Raw genomic sequence first — 25,067 nt, 5'->3', positions numbered from 1 at the left:
GGCGCTCTCCTACGCTTCACCCAACACCTCCAGCGGAGATGCCCCATGACTCGTCCCCGCGCCGCGCTCGTCTCCTTGTCCGATACGCCCTGGTATCACGTCGTCACGCGCTGCGTGCGCCGGGCCTATCTCTGCGGCTTCGATCGGCTGACCGGGCGGAGTTTCGAGCATCGGCGCGGCTGGGTGGAGTTGCGGTTGCGCCAGCTCGCGGGGGTGTTCGCGATCGATGTCGCGGCCTATGCGGTGATGAGAGGTTATGAGAGGTTATGAGAGGTTGAAAAGGACACCCACTTACCAAAAGGACACCCACTTACCGTTGACGCCCCCAAGGCGCTCTCCTACGCTTCCTCCAACACCTCCAGCGGAGATGCCCCATGACCCGTCCCCGCGCCTCGCTCGTCTCCCTCTCCGATACGCCCTGGTATCACGTCGTCACGCGGTGCGTGCGCCGGGCGTATCTCTGTGGCTTCGATCGGTTGACCGGGCGGAGCTTCGAGCATCGTCGCGGCTGGGTGGAGTTGCGGTTGCGCCAGCTCGCGGGGGTGTTCGCGATTGATGTCGCGGCCTATGCGGTGATGAGCAATCACGTGCATCTGGTGGTGCGGGAGGATGCGGATCGGGCGGCGGGGTGGTCGGATACCGAGGTCTTGCGGCGCTGGCGGTGTCTGTTCCGGGGGCCGGTGGTGGTGGAGCGGTTCCTGTCGCCTGCGACGCGGGCGGAGATGACCGAGACGGAGCTGGATGGGGTCGCGGGGTTGGTCGCGACCTATCGGGCGCGGCTGGCGGATCTCTCCTGGTTCATGCGGGTGTTGAACGAGTCAATCGCGCGGGCGGCGAATCGGGAGAATGGGGTACGCGGGCGGTTCTGGGAGGGGCGCTTTCGTTCGCAGGCAATCCTCGACGAGACGGCGCTGCTGGCGGTGATGGCCTATGTCGATCTCAACCCGATCCGGGCGGGGATCGCGGAGACGCCGGAGGAGAGTGCGCATACCGGGATTGCGGCACGGATCGCCGCCTTGCGTGCGGGCGATGATGGCGCGGCGAACGGGCGGCATCTCGTCGTGGCGCCGTCACCCGATACGGCAAGACGAGCACCGCCAGACGTCCATCCCGGCTCGCAACGCGCGCGTGCTGCCCAGGAGACCGCAACGTCCGAGACGGATGACACCCCGCCAGCCACTCACCCGCCCTCACCAGCCGTGACCGATCACGCCGACAGCTCGCCAGAGGCCCGCAGCACCAATCTCTGGGAGACCGTCCTCGACCGCCTGCCCCCTGCCCCACTACTGCCCTTCGGCAACCCCGCCGAGGTCCCCGCAACGATCCCCTTCACCTTCGACGGCTATCTGACCCTGGTCGACTCGCTCGGCCGTGCCCTGCATCCACGCAAGCGCGGGGCGATCCCGGCGGAGCTGCCCGACATCCTCTCCCGACTCGGTATCGCGCCGGAGCGTTTCGTCGAGCACGCCGGTTTCCTGCTCAAGGGGTTTGGCGCCGCGATCGGCGCGCCGGAGCGGCTGACCGCGCTCGCGGCACGGCGGGAGTGTCGCTATCTGCGCGGAATGACTCGCGCCAGGCTGCTATTCGGCCTGCCCCGGCAATCACGCCCTCAGATTGATCAGCCGGCATAGCCATAGCGCTCAGCGGCGGGGCCGGTCAGCTCGGCAATCATCGACAACTCTGAATCGTTGAAGTCGGGACGATAGTAGGTTGGCTCGACCAGGCGTTGCATATAGCGGGCCTTGGACTTGGCGAAGGGCTCGGGATCCAGCTCGCAGCACTCCAGCAGACGATCGATCTGGTTTGCGGAGTCTCGACAGAGATCCTCGTAGCGCAACACCAGCGAGCGCGCAGCGAGGTCCTTGTCGGCCCGGAGTCTTGCATCGATGTCCAGATAGACCGCATTCCAGTAACGGGCACACGCCTGCACGACCTGCCCGGCCCGCCACGCCTCTGAGATCTGTTTGACGAGACCATCATCACCAAGATTGATGATGGACCTTGCCGGGCCGAACTCGCGATGACCAAGACCACAGAGATAATCCTGCCAACGCGGATCCTCGTCATTCAGTTTATTGAACAAACGGTCCTGCTTCAGGTAGGAAGCAACATGATGGACAGGATCACGGATGACGAAAACAAACCTTGCGCCCGGAAACAACTTCGAGAGATAGCCGGTACGGCTGAAGTTGTAGTTGTTCTTGGTCAGATAACGACAGGCGCCGCGACTCAGCAGCATCTTCTTGATGTGGTTGCGATAGAAGCGTTCGAAGTCCGGATGACGGGTCTTCTCATCGAGCACCGATGAACCTGACTCATCATGGATGGAGGGAAAGAAGGTCGCCCAGAAGATTTCCTCGACCACATCAGGACTCGTTCGAGTCACGGTCAACTTGTCCTTGTGCACGCGCTCGAAGGGGCGATCCTCACCCAGGGGCACCAGCGGGTAGATCCGATCCAGCCAATAAGGCAGATAGGGCTGTACGTATTGATAGTTGCGATGACTGGCCGCTGCGGGGTGTTGGGCCAGCATCTCCAGGAGGATGGTCGTCCCCGACCGAGGCAGCCCAGTGATATAGATGGGCTTGATGATATCGATCCGCTTCAGCCGCGATCTCAGCAGCCGGCTCTCGATCTTGCTCAACGCGCGATAGAGTGGCGTCATCACCCGCCGGGTACGGGTGAAAAACAAGACCGACTCAGGCAGCTTGTCCATAAGCACCCCCAAACTCATCGATGATCGGCAGCGATTGACGGCGGCCTTGTCGTCACGGATCCGAGACAGCGCGTTCGTGCAGTGGCACTTGAATGATGATGAGCAACGCCCTGGCGTGAGGTCAGGGCGATGAGCACGCTCGGCGCTCATCCGAAAACGACGGATTCATGCGCCGAGGCGTCGAATGATTGTAGTGTATTCGCTCGTTCATGCACCGCCCGACGCGGAGACAGGAATGCACGGATCGGCACGCCCGGGCGATCGCATCGCAGCGCCGAGCTGGATGGCGACGAGCGTGCACGCACCCGCTCAGCCTTCTCCCCGGGCGACACCGCGGTGTGGCGGCTGCTCTCTCTCTCACCCTGCGTCGAGCCGCAGTCGTCCACGGACGCAGCGCCAGCCGCCGGGGCAAAGCCCGGCGGCGATATCCTCACCAGTCGATGGCGTTGCCATCCCTGAAGAACCCGCCACTCGGACCATCATCGGGCAGGGTCGCGGCCCAGACGATGCCGCGGGCGCCCTCCTCGATCGAGCGCTCGGCCTGAGGTCCGCCCATCTCGGTGCGTACCCAACCCGGACAGACCGAGTTGACCTTGACCCCGGTCTCGGCAAGCTCGGCGGCGAAGATGCGGGTGACGGCGTTGAGCGCGGTCTTGGAGATGCGGTAGCCGGGGATGCCGCCGTCCATCTCGGCGAGCTGGCCGAGCCCGGAGGAGACGTTGACCACGCGTCCCCGCTCATGCATCAGCGGGATCAATGCCTGACACAGCAGCAGCGGGGCCAGCGTATTGGTCTCGAGACCACGACGCAGGGTGTCGACATCGGTCGAGAAGACGCCCTCGGCGCCCGAGCCGGGCGGCGGATCGGGGAAGATACCGGCGTTGTTGACCAGGACATCGAGCCGATCAAAGGTGTCACGGACGTAGTCGGCCAGCGCCTGGATGGAGTCGAGGTCGGTGACGTCGAGGACATGGAAGCGCACGTCGAATCCCTCGGCGCGCAGCCCCTCGGCGGCGGCCTCGCCGCGATCGGCACGCCGCGCGGTGAGCACCACACGGTAGCCCTGGCGGGCGAGTTGGCGACAGACCTCGTGACCGAGACCGCGATAGGCGCCGGTGACCACGGCAATGGGTGAATCCGACATCGATCTTGCTCCTTCGGTTGACAGCTAAACGATGGGGCCAGTATTGCGCAGCTCAAGTCGCCTGACGCCTTGCTCCGGCAGGTGCGACATCGTGCGCATCGCGCCCCGATCTGCGGCACCCGAGCGGCCCGACCCCGCCGGGCCTGATTTGGAATCGGCCCTTGAGTCCTTTACCTTAGGGGAAGCGGTCGTCCTCTGCATCCGCCCCACTACGGTCGGAATGATGGACGCCGAGGTCGCCGCGACCCGGGCGTCTGATCTCGCCCGCGCACCCGGAGGGTGCGCAACACGGGTGCCCCTCATGTCATGTCCCCGTCCCGGCGCGCGGACGTGTCATGGGCGATCCGGAAACCGCATTTGCACCGCAAGTGCGCTTTCCCGATCCATCCGTCGTCCATGCATCATCTCAATACGCCGCACCCGGGTGGGGGGACGCCACCTACCGCGACGACCGCGGCCGCCTCGCGGCCCCGCCAGCCACGGCCACGGGTACGGCACCGAACTCGAATGGGCCCGAACGACGATGTATATCCTGCTACTCAGTATCCACGGTCTCATCCGCGGCCATGACCTCGAACTCGGGCGCGACGCCGACACCGGCGGTCAGACCAAGTACGTGGTCGATCTCGCCCGCGCGCTGGGCGAGCGCGACGATGTCTCACAGGTCGACCTGGTGACCCGTCTGGTGCGCGATCCGGCGGTCAGCCCCGATTATGCCGAGCCGATCGAGCAGCTCGACGACAAGGTGCGGATCGTGCGCATCGAGGCCGGCCCCGATGAATACCTCCCCAAGGAACAGCTCTGGGACCATCTCGACAGCTTTGTCGACAACCTCAGCGTCCATCTCCACGAACTCAACCGCTGGCCGGACATCGTCCACAGTCACTATGCCGATGCCGGCTATGTCGGGGTGCGGCTGGCCAACCTGACCGGCGCGCCGCTGGTCCACACCGGTCATTCGCTCGGGCGCGACAAGCGCCAGCGGCTGCTCGCCAGCGGTCTCGACGGCGAGCAGATCGATGCCCGTTACAACATGGTGCGCCGCATCGATGCCGAGGAATCGGTGCTCGCCACCGCCGATCTGGTGATCACCAGCACCCATCACGAGATCGAGGAGCAGTACGCGCTCTACGACTACTATCAGCCCGAGCGCATGGAGGTCATCCCGCCCGGCACCAATCTCAAGCAGTTCCATCCGCCCGGCCCGAAAGACCCCAAGCCCGCCTTCGCCGCCGAGATTGAGCGCTTCCTCGACGATCCCGGCAAGCCGCTCATCCTCGCCCTCTCCCGCGCCGATCACCGCAAGAACATCATCGCCCTGGTCGAGGCCTACGGCGAGTCGCCGGCCTTGCAGGCATGCGCCAACCTGCTGGTGGTGGCGGGCAATCGCGATGACATCCGCGAGCTCGACGAGGGCGCGCGCACCGTGCTCACCGACCTGCTGATCACCGTCGATGCCTACGACCTCTTCGGCAAGGTCGCCATCCCCAAGCATCACACCCCGGATCAGGTGCCCGAGATCTACCGCATGGTGGCGCGCTCCGGCGGCGTCTTCATCAACCCGGCGCTCACCGAACCCTTCGGTCTGACGCTGCTCGAGGCCGCCGCCACCGGGCTGCCGCTGGTGGCCACCGAGAACGGCGGACCGGTCGACATCATCGGCAACTGCAACAACGGCATCCTCGTCGACCCGCTCGATCGCGAGGCGATCGCCGACGCCCTGTTGAAGATCCTCGGGGATCGCAAGACCTGGCAGGATTACTCGCGCAAGGGTCTGGCCGGGGTACGCGAACACTATTCCTGGCAGGCCCATGCCGCCGCCTACCGGCAGCGCATCGAGCCGCTCGCCGAACAGCGCGAGCCGCTGCCCGACACCCCGCCGATGCGCCGTAGCATGATCTATCGCGACCGCGCGCTGTTCACCGATCTCGACCAGAGCCTGCTCGGCAACCCCGAGGGGGTGGAGCGCTTCGCCGCGATGATGCGCGCCAACCGTCGCTGCACCAACTTCGGCATCGCCACCGGGCGCCGGCTCGACTCGCTGCTCACCGAGCTCAAGCGCCACGGCCTGCCGATCCCCGACGTGCTCATCACCAGCCTCGGCACCGAGATCCACTACAGCGCCCGACTGGTCCCCGATGCCTACTGGCAGGAGCACGTCGACCACCAGTGGAAGCCCAGGGCGGTGCGCCGCGCGCTTGCCGACATCCCCGGGCTGATCCCGCAGGCGCGCGGCGAGCAGAGCCGGTTCAAGATCTCCTTCCACTACGACCCCACGATCGCGCCCTCGGTCGAGGAGATCGCCACCCTGCTGCGCACCCAGGAGCTGACCGTCAACGTGGTCCACGCCTTCGGCCAGTTCCTCGACATCATCCCGACCCGCGCCAGCAAGGGACAGGCGCTGCGCTATGTCGCCCACCGCTTCGGCATCCCGCTGGAGCACGTACTGGTGGCCGGCGGCTCCGGGGCCGACGAGGACATGATGCGCGGCAACACCCTGGCGGTGGTGGTCGCCAACCGCCATCACGAGGAGCTCTCCCAACTCGAGGAGATGGACAACATCTATTTCGCCGAGCAGGCCCACGCCCTCGGCATCATCGAGGCGGTCGAGCACTACGACTTCTTCGGCGCCTGCGCCATCCCCGAGGAACCGATGGGGACACCCGAGCCGAGCTGACCCCACCGCCCCGGCGTCACCGCACCGAGGCGGTGACGCCCCTCAGCCAATGGCCGCAGACCCACCGGCCACTCGACGTCTCCCATGGAGGACACGATGAGCAGCCCGTTGCTGCTGTGCACCGATCTCGACCGCACCCTGATCCCCAACGGCGCCGAACCCGAGTCGCCCGCCGCCCGTCCCTGGTTCCGCCGGCTGGCGGCGCTGCCCGAGGTCACCCTCGCCTATGTCAGCGGACGCCATCGCGCACTGGTCGAAGCGGCGATCGCCGACTACGATCTGCCGATGCCGGACTATGTGGTCGGTGACGTCGGCACCAGCATCCACGGCCTCGACGGCGGGGACTGGCAACCGGTCGTCGAGTGGCAGCGTCTGATCGGCGCCGACTGGGGCGGCACGCACGCCGCGGCGCTGCGACCGTTGTTCGCCGATATCGCCGAACTCAGCCCGCAACCCGACGACCGCCAAGGCCCGTTCAAGCTGAGCTACTTCACCCCGGCCCAGCTCGATGTCGAGGCGCTGCGCGCACGGATGCGCGAGCGACTCGAGGCGCGCGACATCCGCGCCAGCCTGGTGTGGAGCGTCGACGAGGCGGCCGGTTGCGGACTGCTCGACCTGTTACCGGCCAACGCGACCAAGTACCATGCCGTCGAGTTCCTGATGCAGCGACTCGGCCGCGACGTCGCGACCACGGTGTTCGCCGGCGACAGCGGCAACGACCTCGAGGTGCTGATCAGCGCGATCCCGGCGGTGCTGGTGGCCAACGCCCACCCCGAGGTGCGCGCCGAGGCGCGGCAGGGCTGCGCCGACCCGGCGCGGCTGTATTGCGCACGCGGCGGCTGGCAGGGATTGAACGGCCATTATGCGGCCGGAATCCTCGAGGGGGTGGCGCACTTCCACCCCGAGCTGGCCGAACGACTGCTCGCGGCCCCGGAGACACCCGCCGGACCGCCGGCCCTGTGAACGAACCCTCCAGCGAGGAGCCCGCTATCGTGCACACATCGCCACTCTGTATCTTCGGCGAGGTCCTGTTCGACCACTTCCCAGACGGTCGTCAGGTCCTCGGCGGCGCCCCCTTCAACGTCGCCTGGCACCTCCAGGCCTTCGGCGCCGACCCGCGCTTCGTCAGTGCCGTCGGCGCCGACGCCGAGGGCGCGCGGGTGCGCGCCGCCATGGCCGACTGGGGGATGGACACCGGCGCACTGCAGACCGCCCCCGCACACCCCACCGGGCGGGTCGAGGTCAGCCTCGAGCGCGGCGAGCCGAGCTACGACATCGTCGCCGACTGCGCCTACGACCACGTGCGCGCGGCCTCCGAGCCAGCCCCCTGCGGCCTGCTCTATCACGGCACCCTGGCGCTGCGTCACGCCGACGCCCGCGCGGCGCTGGAGGGGGTCCGCAGCGCCGGGGTCGATCAGGTCTTCGTCGACGTCAATCTGCGCGATCCCTGGTGGTCGCGCGAGCAGACCCTGGCGCTGATCGGCGCGGCCGACTGGGCCAAGCTCAACCACGACGAGCTGGTGCTGCTCGACGACGCCGACACCGATGCCGACACCCCGCTGGCCAGCCGCGCCCGCGCCTTTCTCGAGCGTCACCGGCTCAGTGGACTGCTGGTCACACTCGGCGGCGACGGGGCGCTCGGACTCGGGGTCGACACGGCACCGGTCCACGTCGCCCCGCAGCCGGCGCAGGAGGTCATCGACACCGTCGGCGCGGGCGATGCCTTCGCCGCAGTGACCATCCTCGGACTGCTCCAGGACTGGCCGCTGCAGGCCACCCTCGAGCGCGCCCAGGCCTTCGCCTCGCGTATCGTCGCCCAGCGCGGCGCCACCGCCGCCGAGCCGGAGCTCTACCAGCCGTTCATCGAGCGCTGGGGACTAACCACCTGACCCGAGCGCCAGCCGCCCGCCCGGTCGCCGAGACCCGGGCGGACACGCCCCCGTCCATCTGGAGCATGCATGTACGAACAGGTTTCACACGCCCTGCTGAACGACATCCTCGATGCCTTCAGTCATCAGCTCAGACGTGAGGACCTCCGGCACTTTTATACCCGCCTGGGGGCGAACTTCTACGCCATTCACTCGCTGTTCGGGCACCTCTACGGGCACCGTCAGGACTTCAAGGAGCAGACGGTCCGGCTCACCGAGCGACTGGCGCGCGCCTATATCGAGCGCCCGGCGCCGCTCAAGGAACTCGACATGGCGCGCGAGGCCGACCACAACTGGTTTCTCGACCAACAGTGGGTGGGGATGGCGCTCTATGCCGACGGCTTCGCCGGCAACCTGCCGGGACTGATCGAGCGCCTGCCCTATCTGCAGGAACTCGGGGTCAACATGGTGCACGTGATGCCGATCCTGCGCTGTCCGCAGGGGGCGAGCGACGGCGGCTACGCGGTGAGCGACTTCCGCGACATCGACCCGCGCATGGGCACGGTCGAGGACGTGCGCGCGCTCGGCGCGCGGATGCGCGAGCGCGGCATGCTGCTGACCCTCGACGTGGTGGTCAACCACACCTCCGACGAGCACGACTGGGCGCGACGCGCGCGCGCCGGCGAGCGCGCCTTCCAGGACTTCTACTACACCTTCCCCAACCGCGACGTGCCCGACATGTTCGAGGCGACCATGCCGGAGATCTTCCCCGAGACCGCGCCGGGGAACTTCACCTGGGACGCCGAGATGCAGCGCTGGGTGATGACCGTCTTCAACAACTACCAGTGGGATCTGAACTACGCCAACCCGGCGGTGTTCATCGAGATGCTCGACATCATCCTGTTCTGGATCAACCAGGGCGCCGACATCATCCGCCTCGACGCCGTGGCCTTCCTGTGGAAGAAGATCGGCACCACCTCGCAGAACGAGCACGAGGCGCACCTGATCCTGCAGCTGATGAAGGACTGCTGTCAGGTGGTCGCGCCGGGGCCGCTGTTCATCGCCGAGGCGATCGTCTCACCCTCGGAGATCATCAAGTACTTCGGCGAGGACGCGGTGATCGCCAAGGAGTGCGAGATCGCCTACAACGCCACCTTCATGGCGCTGCTGTGGGACGCGGTGGCGACCAAGAACGCCAAGCTGCTCAACCAGGGCATCCAGAGCCTGCCGCACAAGCTCGACCGCGCCACCTGGCTGAACTATGTGCGCTGTCACGACGACATCGGGCTCGGCTTCGACGACGCCGACATCCGCGCCAGCGACTACGATCCCTATCACCACCGGCGCTTCCTCATCGACTGGTTCACCGGGGTCTACGCGGGCTCGCCGGGGCGCGGACGCCCCTTCGGCGTCAACCCCAAGACCGGGGATGCGCGCATCTCCGGGGCGCTGGCCTCGCTCGCCGGGCTGGAGGCCGCGCTCGAGAGCGGCGATCAGCAGGCCATCGACCAGGCCGTCGACCTGATCCTCACCCTGCACGCGATGATCCTCTCCTTCGGCGGCATCCCGCTGATCTGGTACGGCGACGAGCTCGGCACCCTCAACGACAACTCCTTCCTCGAGGACGCCACCAAGGCCGGCGACAGCCGCTGGATCCATCGCCCGCGCATCGACTGGGGACGCGCCGAGCGCCGCCATCAGCCGGGGACGGTCGAGCAACGCATCTTCGACGGGCTGAGACAGCTGATCGAGGTACGCAAGCACACCCCGGCGTTCGCCGATTTCAACAACCGCGAGCTGATCGAGGTCGCCAACCCGCACCTGTTCGTCTTCCTGCGCGCCCACCCGACGCTGCAGAGCGGCGCGGTGGTGGTGGCGGCCAACTTCGACGCCAACCCGCAGTTCCTCGACCTCGACGTGCTCAATCAGCGCGGGCTGTTCCGCCAGGGCCAGATCGAGGACCTGATCACCGGCGAGTCACCGGCGCTGTTCAACAACCGCATGGTGATCCCGCCGTTCCACTTCTACTGGCTCACCAACCAGCGCGCACGCGCCCAGCTCTGAGCCGGGCGACACACCGACGCGAATCGGCTCAGTACCCCCAGCCCCCCGGGTGGGGGTGCTGGGCCGGGTGGTGCGGCGGATAGGGCGCCGGCATCCCGCCATGCGGTGGATAGGGCGCGGCGGGATGACGCGGCGGGTAGTAACCCTGCGGCGGATACCAGGGCGTCTGCGGCGCGACCGGGGGCGCGGCGGGGACGGCGTCCTCGGTCGGCTCGAGGGCAACGGCCCCATCCGCCGCCGCCCCGGAGGTATCGGCCTGATCGGTGCTCGTGTCGACGCTGGTCGCAGGTTCGACGGCCTCCGTCTTCACCGTCAGCGTCTCGAGCGTCTCACCGTCGTCATCGCGCGTCTCGGCGTCGGGGTCGGGCGCGGCGACCTCCACAGCGGCGGCGCGACCCGTCTCTTCGCTCTGCGCCGGCTCGATCTCATCGACCAGCGCCGAGGCTTCCGGCTCGGCATCGACGTCCGGCGTCTCGCTGGCGGACTGCGTCTCTACCGCCGGCACGACCTCAGGGGCATGCACCACACGGCCGATCGGCGCCAGCGACGGTGCCTCACGCTTCGCCTGCGTCCACCACTCGGGATGGAAGTCCACCAGATAGACGTAGACGCCCCCGAGCAGGGTCGCCACCAGCACCGTGCGCACCAGCAACCGCTCCCAGTCGAGCCGGCGCAGACGGTCGAACAGATTCAACAGCTGTTTCATCACTCTCGTCGCGAGAACCCGGTCCGACAGACCAGGGGGATAGCTCCCGCCCGCAGGCGGCCTCTCTCGCTTACCTCCATCGTGATCGGCGCTATCTCTTCGGGTGAATGTGTCCGACGACCAGGCCGCCGGCACCGGGGATTGAACCGCGAAGCCGCCAGCGACACAAAGGGCTCGACGCTCAAAGCCCCGCCAGCGGTCTCTCTCCCGTCGTGGCGGCCCCTGACCGCCCCCCCTCGGGGGTACGGCGGTCCGGGCCGTACCGGGCGAAGCGAGTGACAGAGCACGACTTGAGGCCGAGCGGGAGTCTGGTCGCGCGGTCACGCATCCCAGTCTACGACGCTGGAGCAACAGCCAGCGACCAGCGGGGAGCTGGCGCCAGGATATCGAAAAAAGCCCTCTGCGCGTTCCGCGACCTCGCGGATCAATCCCGCAGGTCGCCGGCCGCCCTCTACCCTTCGTGGACGGAAGCGTTATTATGTAAGGTTTCCCACGATCAAGACCTTCGAGCAGACGCCGCCATGACGAACCCATCCCAGACAGGTGCCTCCATCTTCTTCGACGTGCTCGCCGATCTCGGGGTCGAGCACCTGTTCGGGCACACCGGCGGTGCCATCATCCCGCTGCACGTCGAACTCAACCGACGCATGCGCGCCGGCCAGGCGACGCCGCAGTTCGTCCTCTGTCGCCAGGAGGGCGGCGCCGGGCATGCCGCCGAGGGCTATGCCCGCGCCAGCGGTCGGGTGGGTGTCTGCATCGTCACCTCCGGCCCGGGCGCGACCAATCTCGCCACGCCGATCGCCGACGCCTACAAGGACTCGCTGCCGACCCTGTTCATCACCGGTCAGGTGCCGAGCGCGGCGATCGGCTCCGACGCCTTCCAGGAGGTCGACACCGTCGGCATGACCCGACCGATCTCCAAGCACAACTATCTGATCAAGGATGTCGGGGATCTCGAATGGGTGTTGCGCGAGGCCTATGAACTGGCCACCCATGGCCGCCCCGGCCCGGTGGTGATCGATCTGTGCAAGGACGTCCAGCTCACCGAGCGCACCAGCATCAACCCGCCGCGGATCCGTCACCGCGAGCAGCCGGCCTTCGACACCGCGCGGGCCGATGCCATCCTCGAGGCGCTGGCCAACGCCGAGCGCCCGGTGATCAAGGCCGGCGGCGGGGTGATCCACGCCGATGCCGCCGCCCGGCTGGCGCAGCTGGCCGAGCGCTTCGAGGTGCCGGTGACCACCACCTTCAACGCCCTCGGCGCCCTGCCCTTCGAGATGCCGCACAACCTCGGCATGCCGGGGATGCACGGTACCATCCCGGCCAATTATGCACTGCGCGAGGCCGACTTCATCCTCAGCCTCGGCGGTCGCTTCGATGACCGTGTCGCGGTCAAGGGCTTCGCCGCCGGCAAGCGCATCGCCCATATCGACATCGACCCCTCGGAGATCGACAAGACCATCTCCAGTCATCTCAACCTGGTCGCGCCGCTCGACGTTTTCCTCGACCACGCGCTCGCCACCAACCGCTCGGCCCGCCACGCCGAGTGGCTCGCGCAGGTCAGCGCATGGCGCGAGCAGATGCCCAAGTCCTACGGCGAGGGCGACTACATCAAGCCGCAGGCGGCCATCGAGGTGATCTCCGAGCTCACCGAGGGCCTGGCCACCGTCTCCACCGGCGTCGGTCAGCACCAGATGTGGGCGGCGCAGTACTACCGCTTCCGCCGTCCGCGTCAGTGGATCAGCTCCGGCGGTCTCGGCACCATGGGCTTCGGCCTGCCGGCGGCGATCGGCGCCTGGTACGCCGACCCCGAGCACCCGGCGGTGCTGATCGACGGCGACGGCAGTTTCCAGATGAACATCCAGGAGCTCGGCACCGTGGTCGCCAACCGCATCCCGCTGAAGATGTTCGTGCTCAACAACAGCTTCCTCGGCATGGTGCGTCAGTGGGAGGACATGATGGACGGCGGTCTGCACTACGAGACCTGTCTGGCGCGCAACATCGACTGTCCGCCCGACTGCACCGAGCTCGACCAGACCTGCCGCCGCCAGATCCCCGATCTCAGCGGGCTCAAGCACGTCTACCCGGGGTTGAAGACGATCCGCATCCAGCATGTCGACGAGCTGCTCCCGGGCATCGCCGAGGCCCTCGCCGAGCCCGGCCCGGTGGTGGTCGACGTGTGGATCGACAAGGCCGAGAACGTGGTGCCCATGGTGCCGCCGGGCCAGGGTCTCAACGAGATGATCATCGACTGCTGAGTCCGCCCCCGTCCCCGGGCCGCGCGCCCGGGGCGACTTGCCCCGCCCCGCCCGTCCGACACCATTGCATTGTCATTGCGAATCCTCAAGCTTGAAAGAATCAATCACTGGATTGTTGCACCTGCGAAAAGCGACCTGATCTACTGCTGACCCTGGGTCGGACAGGCCATGCGTGCCCGTCCCGGGCGTGCGGCGTGCCGCGAGCGTGCGCCCCGGTCGGCCCGACGGCGACACCGAGGATCATCGAATCGCCCCTCGTCGCACGAGGGAGGGAGAGGTAGCTAGGATGAACGAACGCATCGAGATCGGCGGTCTGCGCATCGCCACGCCCCTGTACGCGCTGGTCCGCGACGAGATCGCGCCCGGCACCGGGATCGACCCCGAGGCCTTCTGGCACGCCTTCGCCGAGCTGGTCGGCGACCTGACGCCGCGCAACCGCGCGCTGCTCGCCACCCGCGACCGGCTGCAACGCCAGATCGACGACTGGCATCGCGCCCGTCGCGGCCAGCCGCACGACGCCGCGGCCTACCAGACCTTTCTCACCGAGATCGGCTATCTCCAGCCCGAGGGGCCGGACGTCCAGGTCGAGACCCGCGACGTCGACCCCGAGATCGCCGCGCTCGCCGGCCCCCAGCTGGTCGTCCCGGTGAGCAACGCCCGCTATGCGCTCAACGCCGCCAACGCCCGCTGGGGCAGCCTCTACGATGCGCTCTACGGCACCGACGCCATCGCCGAGGACGACGGCTGCGCGCGCGGCGCCGAGTACAACCCCAAGCGCGGCGCGGCGGTGGTGGCGCGCGCCGCCGAGCTGCTCGATCAGGCCGTGCCGCTCAACCGCGGCTCGCACAGCGACGCCTGCGGCTATCGGGTGCTCGACGGCACGCTGCTCGTCGACCTCCCCGACAACAGCCAGACGATGCCGCGCGACCCCGCCCAGTTCGCCGGCTATCGCGGCGACCCCGATCAGCCCGAGGCGATCCTGCTGGTCAACCACGGACTCCACATCGAGCTGGTGATCGACCCCGAGCGCGGGGTTGGGCGCGAGAGCAAGTCGGGGCTCGCCGACGTCCTGCTGGAGTCGGCGCTGACCACCATCCAGGACTGCGAGGACTCGGTCGCCGCGGTCGACACCGAGGACAAGGTCGGGGTCTATCGCAACTGGCTGGGGCTGATGAAGGGAACGCTCACGGCACGCTTCGACAAGGGCGGACGCAGCCTCGAGCGCAGTCTCGCCGAGGACCGTCACTACACCCGCCCCGACGGCGCCGCGCTGACCCTGCCCGGGCGGGCGCTGATGCTGGTGCGCAACGTCGGCCACCTGATGACCACCGACGCGGTGCTCGACGCCGCCGGCGAGCCGGTGCCCGAGGGCATGCTCGACGGCATGGTGACCGCACTGTGCGCGCTCCACGACATCCACCCCGAGCACGGCCGGCACCGCAACTCGCGCGCCGGCAGCCTCTATATCGTCAAGCCGAAGATGCACGGCCCCGAGGAGGTCGCCTTCGCCGTCGAGCTGTTCGCCCGCATCGAGGACGCCCTGGGGCTGGCGCGCAACACCCTCAAGATCGGCATCATGGACGAGGAGCGGCGCACCACGCTCAACCTCAAGGCATGCATCGGCGCCGCGCGCGAGCGGGTGATCTTCATCAACACCGGCTTCCTCGACCGCACCGGCGACGAGATCCACACCGACATGGAGGCCGGGCCGGTGCTGCGCAAGGCGGAGATGAAGCAGGCCGAGTGGCTGCGCGCCTACGAGGACTGGAACGTCGACGTCGGGCTGGCCTGCGGGCTGCGCGGACGCGCCCAGATCGGCAAGGGCATGTGGACCATGCCCGACGAGATGCGCGCCATGCTCGAGACCAAGCAGGCCCACCCCGCCGCCGGCGCCAACTGCGCCTGGGTGCCCTCGCCCACCGCCGCCACCCTGCACGCGCTGCACTATCACCAGATCGACGTCGCCGCGGTGCAGGCCGAGCTTGCCGCCAACGGCCCGCGCGCCCGGCTCGAACAGCTCCTCGAGATCCCGCTCGGCGACCCCGCCGGCTGGACCCCGGAGCAGATCCAGCAAGAACTCGACAACAACTGCCAGGGCATCCTCGGCTATGTGGTGCGCTGGATCGACCAGGGCGTCGGCTGCTCCAAGGTGCCGGACATCACCGACGTCGGACTGATGGAGGACCGCGCCACCCTGCGCATCTCCAGCCAGCACCTGGCCAACTGGCTGCATCACGGGGTGGTCGATCGGGCCCAGGTGCGCGCCGCGCTCGAACGCATGGCCGCGGTGGTCGATGCCCAGAACGCCGCCGACCCCGACTACCGGCCGATGGCGCCCGGTTTCGACGGCGTCGCCTTCACCGCCGCCTGCGAGCTGATCTTCGCCGGACGCGAGGCGCCCAGCGGTTACACCGAACCCACCCTCCATGCCATGCGCCGGCGCTTCAAGACGCAGCAGACCGCCGTCTGAACCCGCCCACCGCCCCGACCGCGCGTCGGGGCGGAACATCTCCAGCCCGCGCCTACACTAAGTCGGTACCGGTCCCGGTCCGCCACCCGCCGCGCGACCGGCGCGGGTCGCCCCAGCCTGGCCCGCGGGGAGGCGTCCATCAGGGAAGAGCCATCAGCGACAACGGGCGGCAGCCAACCACCACAGGAGCCAAGCCATGACCGCTACCCAGATCGCCGGTCGCGCGCTGGAGTTCGACAACAAGGGACACCTGGTGCACTTCGAGGACTGGGACCGCGAACTCGCCGAGGCCCTGGCCGAGGAGGAAGGACTGACCCTCGGCGAGTGCCACTGGAAGGTGATCGAGTTCCTGCGCGCCTATTACGCGATGCACGAGATCCCGCCCTCGCCCAAGGTCGTGATCCGCAGCATCGGCAGCGAGGTCTCGGCCCACGTTCCCTGCACCCGCAAGCACCTCGAGGGGCTGTTCCCCGACGGCGGCTGCAAGCAGGCCTGCCGGATCGCCGGACTGCCGCGCTACTATTGTCACTCCTGCTGACCCGATGAGCCGGGGCGCGCGACGCGCCCCGCCCCGAGCCGATGACCACACCCACCGACGCGAAGAAACCACGCCGCCGCCAGCTGTGGCGCTGGGGCCTCAACCTGCTGCTGTTCGTCGCCGCGCTCCAGGCGATCGACTGGTGGAAGACCCGGCCGCTGCCGAGCGGCGAGGCGCCACCGCTGCAGGGCATCGCCCTCGACGGCGAGAGACGCACGCTCGCCGACTATCGCGGCGCGCCGCTGCTGGTGCACTTCTGGGCGAGCTGGTGCCCGATCTGCCGGGTCAGCGAGGGCGCGATCGCCGCCGTCGCCGAGGACCACCAGGTACTGACGGTGGCGATGCAGTCAGGCAGCGACGCCGACATCGCCGCCTATCTCGACGCCCAGGGGCTCGATCTGGTGGTCATCCCCGACCCCGACGGGGCGATCGCCGCGCGCTGGGGCGTCGGCGCGGTGCCGACCAGCTTCGTGCTCGACGCCACGGGCGCCATCCACAGCTCGACCATGGGGCTGAGCACCGCCCCGGGGCTGCGCGCCCGACTGTGGGCGGCGGCGCAGGGCGCACCCGCGGCGGAGACTTTGCCGCCCCCCGCGGCTCGCCTATAATCGCCCGCATTAGCATTCATCGATATACCAGACCAGACACGGAGTGCAGCGATGCCGACCTACGACTACCGTTGTGACGCCAACGACCGGGTGATCGAAGTCAGCCACCGCATGAGCGAAACCCTCTCGACCTGGGGCGAGCTGTGCGCGCGCGCCGGCATCGAGCCCGGCGACACCGCGCCCGAGGCGCCGGTACACCGTCTCGCCACCGGCGGCAACCTGGTGACCAGCACCAGCCTCGGCAGCGGCACCGCCCCGAGCTGCTGCCCGAGCGCCGGCGGCTGCTGCAGCAACGGCATGTGCGGGCTCTGAGCCGCGCCACGGCGCCGGGCGCTCAGCGCCCGCGCGCCACCAGCCACCCGGCGAGCAGGATCGCCCCGCCCCCCAGCAGTTCACGCCAGCCCAGCGCCTCTCCGGCCAGCCAGGCCGCGGACGCCACCCCCACCACCAGCTCGAGCAGCAGCACCAGCGCCGACAGCGCCAACGGCAGGCGCGCCATGCCGTACTGCAGCGCGGCCATCATCAGCCCCACCCATAGCGCGCCAATCAACAGCGCGACCAACACCGGCACGAGCGCCGAGGGCGGCGGGGTCCCCAGCACCAGCGCCAACCCCACCGCCAGCGGCGGCGCCAGCGCCCAGGCGGCGAGGTTGCGCACCGCCGCCGGCAGCGCGCGCGCGGCGCGCACCTGCACCGTGGTCAGCGCGAAACCGACCCCGGCGACCAGGCCGAGGGCGGCCCCCCGCCCGGCATCGTCCCCGGCGAGCGCGGCACCGCCGAGCAGCGTCCACACCCCGAGCAGCGCCACCACCAGCGCCGCCAGGGTGCGGCGCCTCGGGCGCTCGCCGAGCAGCGCCCAGCCGAGCAGCAGGGTCCACAGCGGGGCGAGATAGAAGAGGATCAGCACCGGCGCCACCGCGCCCTCGAGCACCCCGAGGCTGACGGCGAGCACCGAGCCCGCGGCGCTCGCGCCGATGCCGAGCAGCCGCCAGGGCGCGCGCCGCGCCACCGCCAGCTGATCGCGGGCGAACCACAGCCCGACCAGCGCCGCGCCGCCGTAGAACAGTGCCACCGCCCAGGGCCCGTCGACCCCGGCGCCGGCCACCAGCCGCAGCGGCAGCCAGTAGAGCCCGCACAGGGTGGCGCCGAGGATCAGCGCGAGCAGCGCCCGGCGCCGTTCAGCGATGACGGGGGCGGCGGCCGGCATCAGGCGTGCGGCAGGTCTCGCGGCAACCCGACCCCGGTCTGGGGCAGACCCTCGCCGAGGGTCACCGGCAACGAGAAGCGCTCGCCACCGCGCACCACCTCGAGTTCGATGCGATTGCCCGGGGCATAGTTGTCGAGCACGTCGAGCAGGTCATCGAGCGAGCGCACCCGTCGCCCGGCGGCGGCGACGATGAGATCGGCGGCGACCAGCTCGCCCTCGCGCGAGATCAGCGCCGAGCGCAGCCCGGCGGTGGCCGCCGGCGAGCCGGGGTCGACCTTGAGCACCACCACGCCGGCGGTGCCGAGCAGCGCGCCGACGCGCTCGCTGAGGGCGCGGTTGGTGACCACCCCCAGGGTCGGGCGCAGATAGCGCCCCTGGGCGATGAGCCGCGGCACCACCCGGTTGATGGTATCGACCGGGACGGCGAAGCCGATCCCGGCGAAGCTGCCCGAGGGGCTGAAGATCGCGGTGTTCATGCCGATCAGACGCCCGGCGCTGTCGATCAGCGGGCCGCCGGAGTTGCCCGGGTTGATCGCCGCATCGGTCTGGATGAGGTGATCGATGGTGCGCCCGTCGTCGCCCGGGATGCTGCGATCGAGCGCCGAGATCACCCCGGCGGTGAGGGTGTAGTCGAGCCCGAAGGGGTTGCCGATGGCGAACACCTTCTGCCCCACCCGCAGGTCGTGACTGCTGCCGAGCGAGAGCGGCGGCGGACCGGCGATCGAGGTGGCGATGCGCAGCACGGCGATGTCGTGCTCGGGGCTGACCCCCACCAGCCGCGCGGCATAGGTGCGCTGATTGGAGAGACGGACATAGGCCGCCTCGATGTCGGCGACCACGTGATAGTTGGTCACCACATGCCCGGCGCGGTCCCAGACGAAGCCCGAGCCGGTACCGCGCGGCACCTCGAGCACGTTGCGGGTGAGCAGGTCGAGCACCCGCGCCGAGGTGGTGATATAGACCACCGAGGGGTTGGCGCGCTCGAAGATCGCGATGGTGGTGCGCTCGTCGGCGGCGAGTTCGCCGCGCGCCTCGATCTCGCGCGGCTCGGCGTAGTGGGCGAAGATCAGGTCCTCGACCCAGGGGCGCAGAAACAGCGCCACCAGGAAGAAGACCACGAACCAGAAGAGAAAGCGGGAGAGCGCGAAGGCGTGCATGGCGATGGCCGGCCGGTTGCTTCGGTCAGCAATTGTATACCGCAGCCGCTCGCCGGTGGCCTCTCGGCCTCAGGCCGGGCTCGGCGGACCATCCTCGACGCCGCGCCGCGGCCAGGAGGAGAGGATCGCCTTGACCAGGGTCGCCAGCGGGATGGCGAAGAACACCCCCCAGAAACCCCACAGCCCGCCGAACACCAGGATGGCGACGATGATCGCCACCGGGTGCAGGTTGACCACCTCGGAGAACAGCAGCGGCACCAGCACGTTGCCGTCGAGCGCCTGGATGATGAAATAGGCCACCGTCAGCCAGGCGAAGGACGGTCCCCAGCCCCACTGGAACCAGGCCACCAGCAGTACCGGCACGGTGACCACCGAGGCGCCGATGTAGGGGATGATCACCGACAGCCCCACCAGCAGCGAGAGCAGCATCGCGTAGTTCAGGCCGAAGGCGTAGAAGGTGGCATAGCTCACCCCCCAGACCACCAGGATCTCCCACACCTTGCCGCGTACATAGTTGGAGATCTCGCGATCGACGTCCTTCCACACGTGCCCGGCGATGCCGCGATGACGCGGCAGCAGACGACGGAACCAGTCGAGGATCAGGTCCTTGTCCTTGAGGAAGAAGAACACCAGCAGCGGCATCAGGATCAGATAGACCATCACCGTGATCACCCCGACCACGCTCGCCAGCGACCACGACAGCACCTGCTGGCCGAAGGAGATGACCTCGGAGCGGATCGCCGCGATCAGCTCCTCGACCTGCTCGACGGTGACCAGCTCGGGGTACTGCTGCGGCAGCGCCAGCAGCGCGTCGGTGCCCTCGGCGATCATCGAGGGCAGCTGCTGGACCAGCTCGGTGATCTGGCGCGAGACCAGCGGCATCACCCCGAACAGCACCAGGGCGACGAAGGCGATGAACAGCAGGTAGACCACCAGCACGGCGGGCAGGCGCGGCATGCCGCGGCGCTCGAAATAGCCGGCGAGCCCCTCGAGCAGATAGGCGATGACGATGCTCGCGAGCACCGGCGCGAGCGCGTCGCCGAGGAAGAAGACCACGGCGAAGACCACCAGCAGCAGCAGCGCGAGAAACACCACCTGAGGGTCGGAGAAATGACGACGGAACCAGTCGGTGATGATGTTCATGGGTCGGGGGCTCAATCCTGCACGGGCTCACTGGCCCGCAGTTGCTGATAGTAACGCTCGAACAGGGCCTCCAGGTCGTCGATCACCGCCGGCGCCGGGCGCCCCTGCAGCACGTGCTCGGACATCAGCGCCGAGGTCTCCTCGAGCATGGCCGCGCGATCGAGCATGGGATAGCCGCGCGACAGCCGCTTGATCGCCGCCACCACGCTCTCGCCCTCGGGGCGCGGCTCGGGGGCGGGTTCGGGCTCGAGGACGGCCGTCTCGTCGAGGCGAGCGGCGCGATCGGCCAGGAACTCGGCGAAGGCGAGCAGGGTCTCGCGCTCGGCGGCGGGCAGCGCACGGAACAGTCGCAGCAGCCGGGTGGCGGATGCGGAGCGCGGGGTGATCGGCGTCAGCATACACGCGCGCCCCGCCCGGAGCACCGTCGCGCGCACCGCGCCGGCTCGCTCGACGCGGCACGGCGGACGTGGAGCAGAGTCATGATTCGTCCTGGGACTGATAGTGGACCTGGAAGTAGGTGCGCGCGAAGTCGAACAGCTCATCCACCACGCGCAGCCGGAACTTCTGTTTCTGGTGCACGAATGAGAACGGACGATAGAGCGGGGGGTCAAGCGGAACGGCCGCCAGGGTGCCGAGCTTGAGCTCCTTGGCGATGGTGGCGCTGGAGAGCACCGAGACCCCCATCCCGGCCTCGACCGCCCCCTTCACCGCCTCCGGGCTGCCCAACTCCAGCACCACCCGGAGCGCCTCGAGACAGAAGCCCTGTTCGCGCAGGTACTCGCGAATCACGTTGCGCGTCCCCGAACCCTCCTCGCGACAGATAAACGGATGTTCGAGCAGGCGCTCGAAGGGGACCGCCTCGAGCGCGGCGAGCGGATGCCCCGGGGGCATGATCGCCACCAAGCGATCGCGCTGACAGGACTCGACGACCAGATTCTTGTTGCCCACCGGGGCCTCGACGATACCGAGATCGATGGCGTTGGTCTCGACCAGCGAGACCACGGTGTCGGTGTTGGCGACCTTGAGCTGGATGGAGACGTCGGGATAACGCGCCTTGAACTCGCCGAGCAAGGGGGGCAGCAGATACTCGGCGATGGTGGTGCTGGCGCCGATGGTGAGGGTGCCGCTGACCTCGCCGGTGATCTCGCGCACCGCATTCTCCATCTCGGCATAGAGCTCGAAGATGCGGTCGGCGGCCTCGAAGACCACCCGCCCGGCGTCGGTCAGGCTGATGCGGTTGTGGGTACGATCGAACAACCGGGTGTCGAACTGCTCCTCGAGCTGACGCACCTGAAAGGTGACCGCCGGCTGGGTCATGTGCAAGGCCTCGGCTGCCTTGGTGAAACTCAACAAGCGTGCAACCGTATGGAACACCTGGAGTCTGCGATCCGCCATCTCGATCCGGGCCTGATCCGATTTGCCTGAATAAAAAATGCTTATATCACAATGAGCTGATATCCACACCCCCGAGATCAGCCATTCCGCCCGAACGGCGCCACCGTACACCCTTGGTATTCGGGCAGCGCACGCACCGCTGATTCCCTCAATCCATGGGTGGATTAGCGTCAGCGCTTCGCATACAGTTGTGCGCCGCCGCCCGGGAGTAACAGAACGGCAACATGGCGCAACCCGTATCCCGTCCGTGCGCCCGCTGCATGTCGGCGGTTCTCGCGAACCCGCTGCTGTTTCGCCCGACCGGCTCCGCGGTCGAGAAGACCGTCCCGAGACGGCACCGACACGGTCACCGGCCAACAGAGATCATCGTCGATTCGACCTCATCCAGAGACAGCAAGCACAGAGGGATATCCATGTTCCAACGCCAGCTCCCCCATGCGGTCGCCCTGACCGCAGCCGTCGGCGCATTCGCCGTCCAGGCCCCGGCACAGGCCGCCGGCTTCGCCCTGCCCGAGGCATCGATCGCCGGTCTCGGTACCGCCAACGCCATGGTCGCCAACCCCGACGAGACCGGCGCCTTCGCCTACAACCCGGCGGCGATCGCCTTCCATGACAACTCCAGCATCGCCGTCGGCGGGCTGCTGATCAGCCCGTCCTTCTCGGTGCGTACCGCCAGCGGCGAGCACGAGAGCCAGGGCGCCGACTGGCTCGCCACCCCGCAGATGCAGATCGCCGCACGGATCAACGAGCGCTGGAGCCTCGGACTCGGGGTGAGTGCACCCTTCGGGCTCGAGACCCGCTGGGAGGACGGCACCTTCCCGGCGGTCAGCGGCACCCGCACCCTCGCCGTCCCGGCACCGCTCGACCCCGAGGTTCCGCTCGGCCAGCCGACCGCGAGCAAGCTCGAGGTGATCCAGATCGCCCCGACGGTGGCCTACCGGGTCAACGACGCGCTCAGCGTCTCGGCCGGACTCGATCTCTACTGGGGCAAGAGCGCCAAGCTCAACTCCACCGCCGGACAGCTCAGCGGCGACGGCGCCGGGGTCGGCTTCAACCTCAGCGCGCTCTACGTCCAGGGCCCCTGGAGCCTGGGCGCCTCCTTCCACTCCGCCTCCAGCGTCGGTCTCGACGGTCACTATGTCGCCAACAGCCAGACCCTGGTCGCGATCGGCGCCGCCGAGCAGAGCCAGGCGGCCAAGATCGACTTCGACCTGCCCTGGCGCCTGCAGCTCGGCGTGCGCTATGAGTTCAACCCGCAGCTCGCCGTCGAGTTCGACTGGACCCGCACCGGCTGGACCGAGTTCGACACCCTGGAGATCAAGGGCCGCACCACCGGCGATCTGATCTTCGCCGACACCAACGGCTGGACCGACACCAACGCCTACCGTCTCGGCGTGACCTATCAGCTGCGCCCCGACACCCAGTTGCGCTTCGGCTACGCCTTCGACGAGACCGGACAGGGCGACGACCACTTCAGCGCCCGTGTGCCGGACAACGATCGTCATCTGTTCAGCATCGGCGTGGCGCACAGCCTCGACCGCGGCCTCTCGCTCGAGGCCGGCTACATGTACGTGATGGCCGAGGATCGCAACTATCGCAGCAACACCGCCTACAGCGGCCACGGCGTCAACGGTACCGATGCCCTCGACGGCGACTACGAGATGGATGCCCACATCTTCGGTCTCGAGCTGGTCAAGGTCTTCTAGGAGCGTCAGGAGCCGGGCGCGGGGACCGATCGTCGGCCCGCGCCGGAAACGAAAAACGCCGCCCGTGCGGGCGGCGTTCGAAGACAGCGGCAAGGGTTCGCCGAGTCAGATATAAAGACAGATATCGCTTTCGCCGGCGAACTCGAAGAAGGACGTGGCCCCCGCGTACTCGACCCCATCGATGAAGTCTTCGGTGTCCATGTCGAAGAGATCGACGGTCATCTGACAGGCAACCAGCTTGACCTCGGCCTCGAGACAGAGTTCGCGCAGCTCCTCGATGCTCGCCACGCCCTTGCTCTGCATCTTCTTCTTCATCATCGCGGTCATCATGCCCTGCATACCGGGCAGCGCCAGCCCCAGCACCGGGAACCACTTGTCCATGCCCAGCGGCATCGGCATCCCCGGGTTGCCCAGCGGCGTGACCTCGAGCTTCGGCTCCTTTTTCAACAGCTGCAGCCCGTAGAAGGTGCAGAAGATCTGGGTCTCGTAGCCCAGTGCCGCCGCGGTGGACGCCAGGATGAAGGGCGGATAGGCCCAATCGAGCGAACCCTTGGTGGCGATGATCGCCAACTTCTTGTCTTCCATTCAGTCCTCCTCGTGGGTCACATCGAGGCGCGCGTGCGTCGCGCGCGATACAGCCGGCGTCGAAACCGTCAGGACTTCTTGATCAGGAAGTGGAACTTGCCCCCATCCTCCTTGGATTCCATCAGCTCATTGCCGGTCTGCTTGGCAAAGGCGTCGAAGTCGCGCACCGAGCCCGGATCGGTCGCCACCACATGGAGTACCTGACCGGCACTCATCGCGTTCAGGGTCTTCTTGGCGCGCAGGATCGGCAACGGGCAGTTGAGGCCGCTCGCGTCGAGTTCTTGGTCGAAGTCTGCCATCGGGTACCTCCGGTTCAGGGGCTGGTGGGTGAAAGAACGGGTGTGAATCCGAGGGTTCGGCGTCATAGGCGAACCCCAATTAAAAAGGCAACATATCAGGTTGATGAGTCAACCGTTTCCTGATCAGCAAAGCCCTGACGCCAGCTTCATGCAGGTGGCGCGACCGGATAACCGTGGCGTGCCCAGGCAATGATCCCGCCACGCAGATTGATGACGCGGTCATAGCCCTGCTGCTGCATGTAGGCACAGGCCTGATAGGAACGCGCACCACTGCGGCAGTAGAGCACGATATCGCGATCGCGCGGCAGTTCGGCGAGACGCAGCGGGATCAGGTGCATCGGCAATTGCATCGCATCGGGAATCATGCCCTGTGCCATTTCGGCGGGCGTGCGGATGTCGACCAGTAACTGATCCGCTCCATCGCTGATGCGTTGCTGTAATGATTCGGAGTCGATCTCGTTGATCACCGGGGCTTCTACCACAATTCTAAGTATTTAAGTATATTAATGACTTTTGACAACCAACT

The 25,067-nt window shown here is 67.9% G+C and carries 22 protein-coding genes and 1 pseudogene; 12 read left to right on the top strand and 11 right to left on the bottom strand.

Annotated elements, in window-relative coordinates:
- Positions 1-45 precede the first annotated feature (45 nt).
- Positions 46-237, top strand: a pseudogene (locus EBL84_RS17255) (hypothetical protein); the annotation flags it as partial.
- Positions 238-374: 137 nt separating this feature from the next.
- A complete protein-coding gene (locus EBL84_RS04240) occupies positions 375-1,631 on the top strand; it encodes a transposase (RefSeq protein ID WP_123139680.1) in 1,257 nt (418 codons plus the stop codon).
- On the opposite strand, the gene EBL84_RS04235 is transcribed toward EBL84_RS04240, so the two are convergent.
- Together EBL84_RS04235 and EBL84_RS04230 are read right to left on the bottom strand one after the other, a co-directional pair.
- Positions 1,619-2,716: a sulfotransferase gene (locus EBL84_RS04235; protein ID WP_190287879.1), complete on the bottom strand. Its 1,098-nt coding sequence runs from the start codon at positions 2,714-2,716 to the stop codon at positions 1,619-1,621. The two genes, EBL84_RS04240 and EBL84_RS04235, sit on opposite strands and share 13 nt — an antisense overlap.
- 430 nt (positions 2,717-3,146) lie before the next feature.
- Positions 3,147-3,860, bottom strand: a complete 714-nt coding sequence (locus tag EBL84_RS04230; RefSeq protein ID WP_123139678.1) for an SDR family oxidoreductase — start codon at positions 3,858-3,860, stop codon at positions 3,147-3,149.
- 523 nt (positions 3,861-4,383) lie between these two features.
- Here EBL84_RS04230 and EBL84_RS04225 point away from each other — a divergent pair.
- The 4 genes from EBL84_RS04225 (at position 4,384) to EBL84_RS04210 (ending at position 10,469) form a co-directional block, all read left to right on the top strand.
- Positions 4,384-6,537 (top strand): HAD-IIB family hydrolase, encoded by a 2,154-nt coding sequence (locus tag EBL84_RS04225; RefSeq protein WP_123139677.1) that lies wholly within the window; start codon positions 4,384-4,386, stop codon positions 6,535-6,537.
- 96 nt (positions 6,538-6,633) lie between these two features.
- A complete protein-coding gene (locus EBL84_RS04220) occupies positions 6,634-7,500 on the top strand; it encodes an HAD-IIB family hydrolase (protein WP_123139676.1) in 867 nt (288 codons plus the stop codon).
- A 29-nt stretch (positions 7,501-7,529) separates the two neighbouring features.
- Positions 7,530-8,426 (top strand): PfkB family carbohydrate kinase, encoded by an 897-nt coding sequence (locus tag EBL84_RS04215; RefSeq protein WP_123139675.1) that lies wholly within the window; start codon positions 7,530-7,532, stop codon positions 8,424-8,426.
- 69 nt (positions 8,427-8,495) lie between these two features.
- Positions 8,496-10,469 (top strand): amylosucrase, encoded by a 1,974-nt coding sequence (locus tag EBL84_RS04210; RefSeq protein WP_123139674.1) that lies wholly within the window; start codon positions 8,496-8,498, stop codon positions 10,467-10,469.
- A 28-nt stretch (positions 10,470-10,497) separates the two neighbouring features.
- Here EBL84_RS04210 and EBL84_RS04205 read toward each other — a convergent pair whose 3' ends face one another.
- Positions 10,498-11,175 (bottom strand): hypothetical protein, encoded by a 678-nt coding sequence (locus EBL84_RS04205; RefSeq protein ID WP_123139673.1) that lies wholly within the window; start codon positions 11,173-11,175, stop codon positions 10,498-10,500.
- A gap of 521 nt (positions 11,176-11,696) precedes the next feature.
- Here EBL84_RS04205 and ilvB point away from each other — a divergent pair.
- From ilvB to EBL84_RS04180, 5 genes are all read left to right on the top strand, one after another.
- Positions 11,697-13,433 (top strand): biosynthetic-type acetolactate synthase large subunit, encoded by a 1,737-nt coding sequence (gene ilvB / locus EBL84_RS04200; protein WP_123139672.1) that lies wholly within the window; start codon positions 11,697-11,699, stop codon positions 13,431-13,433.
- Positions 13,434-13,719: 286 nt separating this feature from the next.
- Positions 13,720-15,903 (top strand): malate synthase G, encoded by a 2,184-nt coding sequence (locus tag EBL84_RS04195; protein WP_123139671.1) that lies wholly within the window; start codon positions 13,720-13,722, stop codon positions 15,901-15,903.
- A gap of 196 nt (positions 15,904-16,099) precedes the next feature.
- The gene (locus EBL84_RS04190; RefSeq protein WP_123139670.1) at positions 16,100-16,441 is read left to right on the top strand and encodes a TusE/DsrC/DsvC family sulfur relay protein; all 342 of its coding nucleotides are present in this window, start codon (positions 16,100-16,102) and stop codon (positions 16,439-16,441) included.
- Between the two features lie 41 nt (positions 16,442-16,482).
- Positions 16,483-17,049: a protein disulfide oxidoreductase gene (locus EBL84_RS04185; protein ID WP_123139669.1), complete on the top strand. Its 567-nt coding sequence runs from the start codon at positions 16,483-16,485 to the stop codon at positions 17,047-17,049.
- Positions 17,050-17,100: 51 nt separating this feature from the next.
- Positions 17,101-17,361 (top strand): zinc ribbon domain-containing protein, encoded by a 261-nt coding sequence (locus tag EBL84_RS04180; protein WP_123139668.1) that lies wholly within the window; start codon positions 17,101-17,103, stop codon positions 17,359-17,361.
- 22 nt (positions 17,362-17,383) lie between these two features.
- Here the strand turns inward: EBL84_RS04180 and EBL84_RS04175 are convergent, their stop codons facing one another.
- The 5 genes from EBL84_RS04175 to EBL84_RS04155 all read right to left on the bottom strand — a co-directional run bounded on the left by EBL84_RS04175 (position 17,384) and on the right by EBL84_RS04155 (position 21,951).
- Positions 17,384-18,256 carry a DMT family transporter gene (locus tag EBL84_RS04175; protein WP_123139667.1) on the bottom strand — a complete coding sequence of 291 codons (873 nt, stop codon included), beginning with the start codon at positions 18,254-18,256 and terminating at the stop codon, positions 17,384-17,386.
- Complete coding sequence (locus tag EBL84_RS04170) at positions 18,256-19,413, bottom strand: S1C family serine protease (protein WP_062271861.1); 1,158 nt, start codon at positions 19,411-19,413, stop codon at positions 18,256-18,258. Before EBL84_RS04170 ends, EBL84_RS04175 begins: the two co-directional genes overlap by 1 nt.
- 69 nt (positions 19,414-19,482) lie before the next feature.
- Positions 19,483-20,556 carry an AI-2E family transporter gene (locus EBL84_RS04165; RefSeq protein WP_123139666.1) on the bottom strand — a complete coding sequence of 358 codons (1,074 nt, stop codon included), beginning with the start codon at positions 20,554-20,556 and terminating at the stop codon, positions 19,483-19,485.
- Positions 20,557-20,567: 11 nt separating this feature from the next.
- On the bottom strand, positions 20,568-20,954 hold the full coding sequence (locus tag EBL84_RS04160; RefSeq protein ID WP_123139763.1) for a hypothetical protein: 387 nt from the start codon (positions 20,952-20,954) through the stop codon (positions 20,568-20,570).
- A 79-nt stretch (positions 20,955-21,033) separates the two neighbouring features.
- Positions 21,034-21,951 carry a LysR substrate-binding domain-containing protein gene (locus EBL84_RS04155; RefSeq protein WP_123139665.1) on the bottom strand — a complete coding sequence of 306 codons (918 nt, stop codon included), beginning with the start codon at positions 21,949-21,951 and terminating at the stop codon, positions 21,034-21,036.
- Between the two features lie 413 nt (positions 21,952-22,364).
- Between EBL84_RS04155 and EBL84_RS04150 the strand changes: the two genes are divergently transcribed.
- The gene (locus EBL84_RS04150; RefSeq protein WP_123139664.1) at positions 22,365-23,657 is read left to right on the top strand and encodes an OmpP1/FadL family transporter; all 1,293 of its coding nucleotides are present in this window, start codon (positions 22,365-22,367) and stop codon (positions 23,655-23,657) included.
- A 105-nt stretch (positions 23,658-23,762) separates the two neighbouring features.
- Here EBL84_RS04150 and EBL84_RS04145 read toward each other — a convergent pair whose 3' ends face one another.
- The 3 genes from EBL84_RS04145 to EBL84_RS04135 all read right to left on the bottom strand — a co-directional run bounded on the left by EBL84_RS04145 (position 23,763) and on the right by EBL84_RS04135 (position 25,008).
- A complete protein-coding gene (locus EBL84_RS04145) occupies positions 23,763-24,242 on the bottom strand; it encodes a DsrE/DsrF/DrsH-like family protein (RefSeq protein ID WP_123139663.1) in 480 nt (159 codons plus the stop codon).
- A gap of 68 nt (positions 24,243-24,310) precedes the next feature.
- On the bottom strand, positions 24,311-24,541 hold the full coding sequence (locus tag EBL84_RS04140) for a sulfurtransferase TusA family protein (protein WP_062271871.1): 231 nt from the start codon (positions 24,539-24,541) through the stop codon (positions 24,311-24,313).
- A gap of 146 nt (positions 24,542-24,687) precedes the next feature.
- The gene (locus EBL84_RS04135; RefSeq protein ID WP_062271873.1) at positions 24,688-25,008 is read right to left on the bottom strand and encodes a rhodanese-like domain-containing protein; all 321 of its coding nucleotides are present in this window, start codon (positions 25,006-25,008) and stop codon (positions 24,688-24,690) included.
- Between the last annotated feature and the right edge of the window lie 59 nt (positions 25,009-25,067).

This window comes from Marichromatium sp. AB31, from assembly GCF_003718685.1.
Lineage (GTDB): Bacteria > Pseudomonadota > Gammaproteobacteria > Chromatiales > Chromatiaceae > Marichromatium > Marichromatium gracile.
Note: the sequence above shows the minus strand (reverse complement) of the source record. Positions and strands in the feature narration are given on the sequence as shown.

What these genes read in the sequence shown, in the direction of transcription:
- EBL84_RS04160 (WP_123139763.1), bottom strand. Translation starts at nt 20,954, where the DNA reads ATGCTGACGCCGATCACCCCGCGCTCCGCATCCGCCACCCGGCTGCTG.
- EBL84_RS04205 (WP_123139673.1), bottom strand. Translation starts at nt 11,175, where the DNA reads ATGAAACAGCTGTTGAATCTGTTCGACCGTCTGCGCCGGCTCGACTGG.
- EBL84_RS04190 (WP_123139670.1), top strand. Translation starts at nt 16,100, where the DNA reads ATGACCGCTACCCAGATCGCCGGTCGCGCGCTGGAGTTCGACAACAAG.
- EBL84_RS04220 (WP_123139676.1), top strand. Translation starts at nt 6,634, where the DNA reads ATGAGCAGCCCGTTGCTGCTGTGCACCGATCTCGACCGCACCCTGATC.
- EBL84_RS04235 (WP_190287879.1), bottom strand. Translation starts at nt 2,716, where the DNA reads ATGGACAAGCTGCCTGAGTCGGTCTTGTTTTTCACCCGTACCCGGCGG.
- EBL84_RS04180 (WP_123139668.1), top strand. Translation starts at nt 17,101, where the DNA reads ATGCCGACCTACGACTACCGTTGTGACGCCAACGACCGGGTGATCGAA.
- EBL84_RS04225 (WP_123139677.1), top strand. Translation starts at nt 4,384, where the DNA reads ATGTATATCCTGCTACTCAGTATCCACGGTCTCATCCGCGGCCATGAC.
- EBL84_RS04155 (WP_123139665.1), bottom strand. Translation starts at nt 21,951, where the DNA reads ATGGCGGATCGCAGACTCCAGGTGTTCCATACGGTTGCACGCTTGTTG.
- EBL84_RS04140 (WP_062271871.1), bottom strand. Translation starts at nt 24,541, where the DNA reads ATGGCAGACTTCGACCAAGAACTCGACGCGAGCGGCCTCAACTGCCCG.
- EBL84_RS04165 (WP_123139666.1), bottom strand. Translation starts at nt 20,556, where the DNA reads ATGAACATCATCACCGACTGGTTCCGTCGTCATTTCTCCGACCCTCAG.
- EBL84_RS04195 (WP_123139671.1), top strand. Translation starts at nt 13,720, where the DNA reads ATGAACGAACGCATCGAGATCGGCGGTCTGCGCATCGCCACGCCCCTG.
- EBL84_RS04230 (WP_123139678.1), bottom strand. Translation starts at nt 3,860, where the DNA reads ATGTCGGATTCACCCATTGCCGTGGTCACCGGCGCCTATCGCGGTCTC.
- EBL84_RS04185 (WP_123139669.1), top strand. Translation starts at nt 16,483, where the DNA reads ATGACCACACCCACCGACGCGAAGAAACCACGCCGCCGCCAGCTGTGG.
- EBL84_RS04175 (WP_123139667.1), bottom strand. Translation starts at nt 18,256, where the DNA reads ATGCCGGCCGCCGCCCCCGTCATCGCTGAACGGCGCCGGGCGCTGCTC.
- ilvB (WP_123139672.1), top strand. Translation starts at nt 11,697, where the DNA reads ATGACGAACCCATCCCAGACAGGTGCCTCCATCTTCTTCGACGTGCTC.
- EBL84_RS04145 (WP_123139663.1), bottom strand. Translation starts at nt 24,242, where the DNA reads ATGGAAGACAAGAAGTTGGCGATCATCGCCACCAAGGGTTCGCTCGAT.
- EBL84_RS04240 (WP_123139680.1), top strand. Translation starts at nt 375, where the DNA reads ATGACCCGTCCCCGCGCCTCGCTCGTCTCCCTCTCCGATACGCCCTGG.
- EBL84_RS04170 (WP_062271861.1), bottom strand. Translation starts at nt 19,413, where the DNA reads ATGCACGCCTTCGCGCTCTCCCGCTTTCTCTTCTGGTTCGTGGTCTTC.
- EBL84_RS04150 (WP_123139664.1), top strand. Translation starts at nt 22,365, where the DNA reads ATGTTCCAACGCCAGCTCCCCCATGCGGTCGCCCTGACCGCAGCCGTC.
- EBL84_RS04210 (WP_123139674.1), top strand. Translation starts at nt 8,496, where the DNA reads ATGTACGAACAGGTTTCACACGCCCTGCTGAACGACATCCTCGATGCC.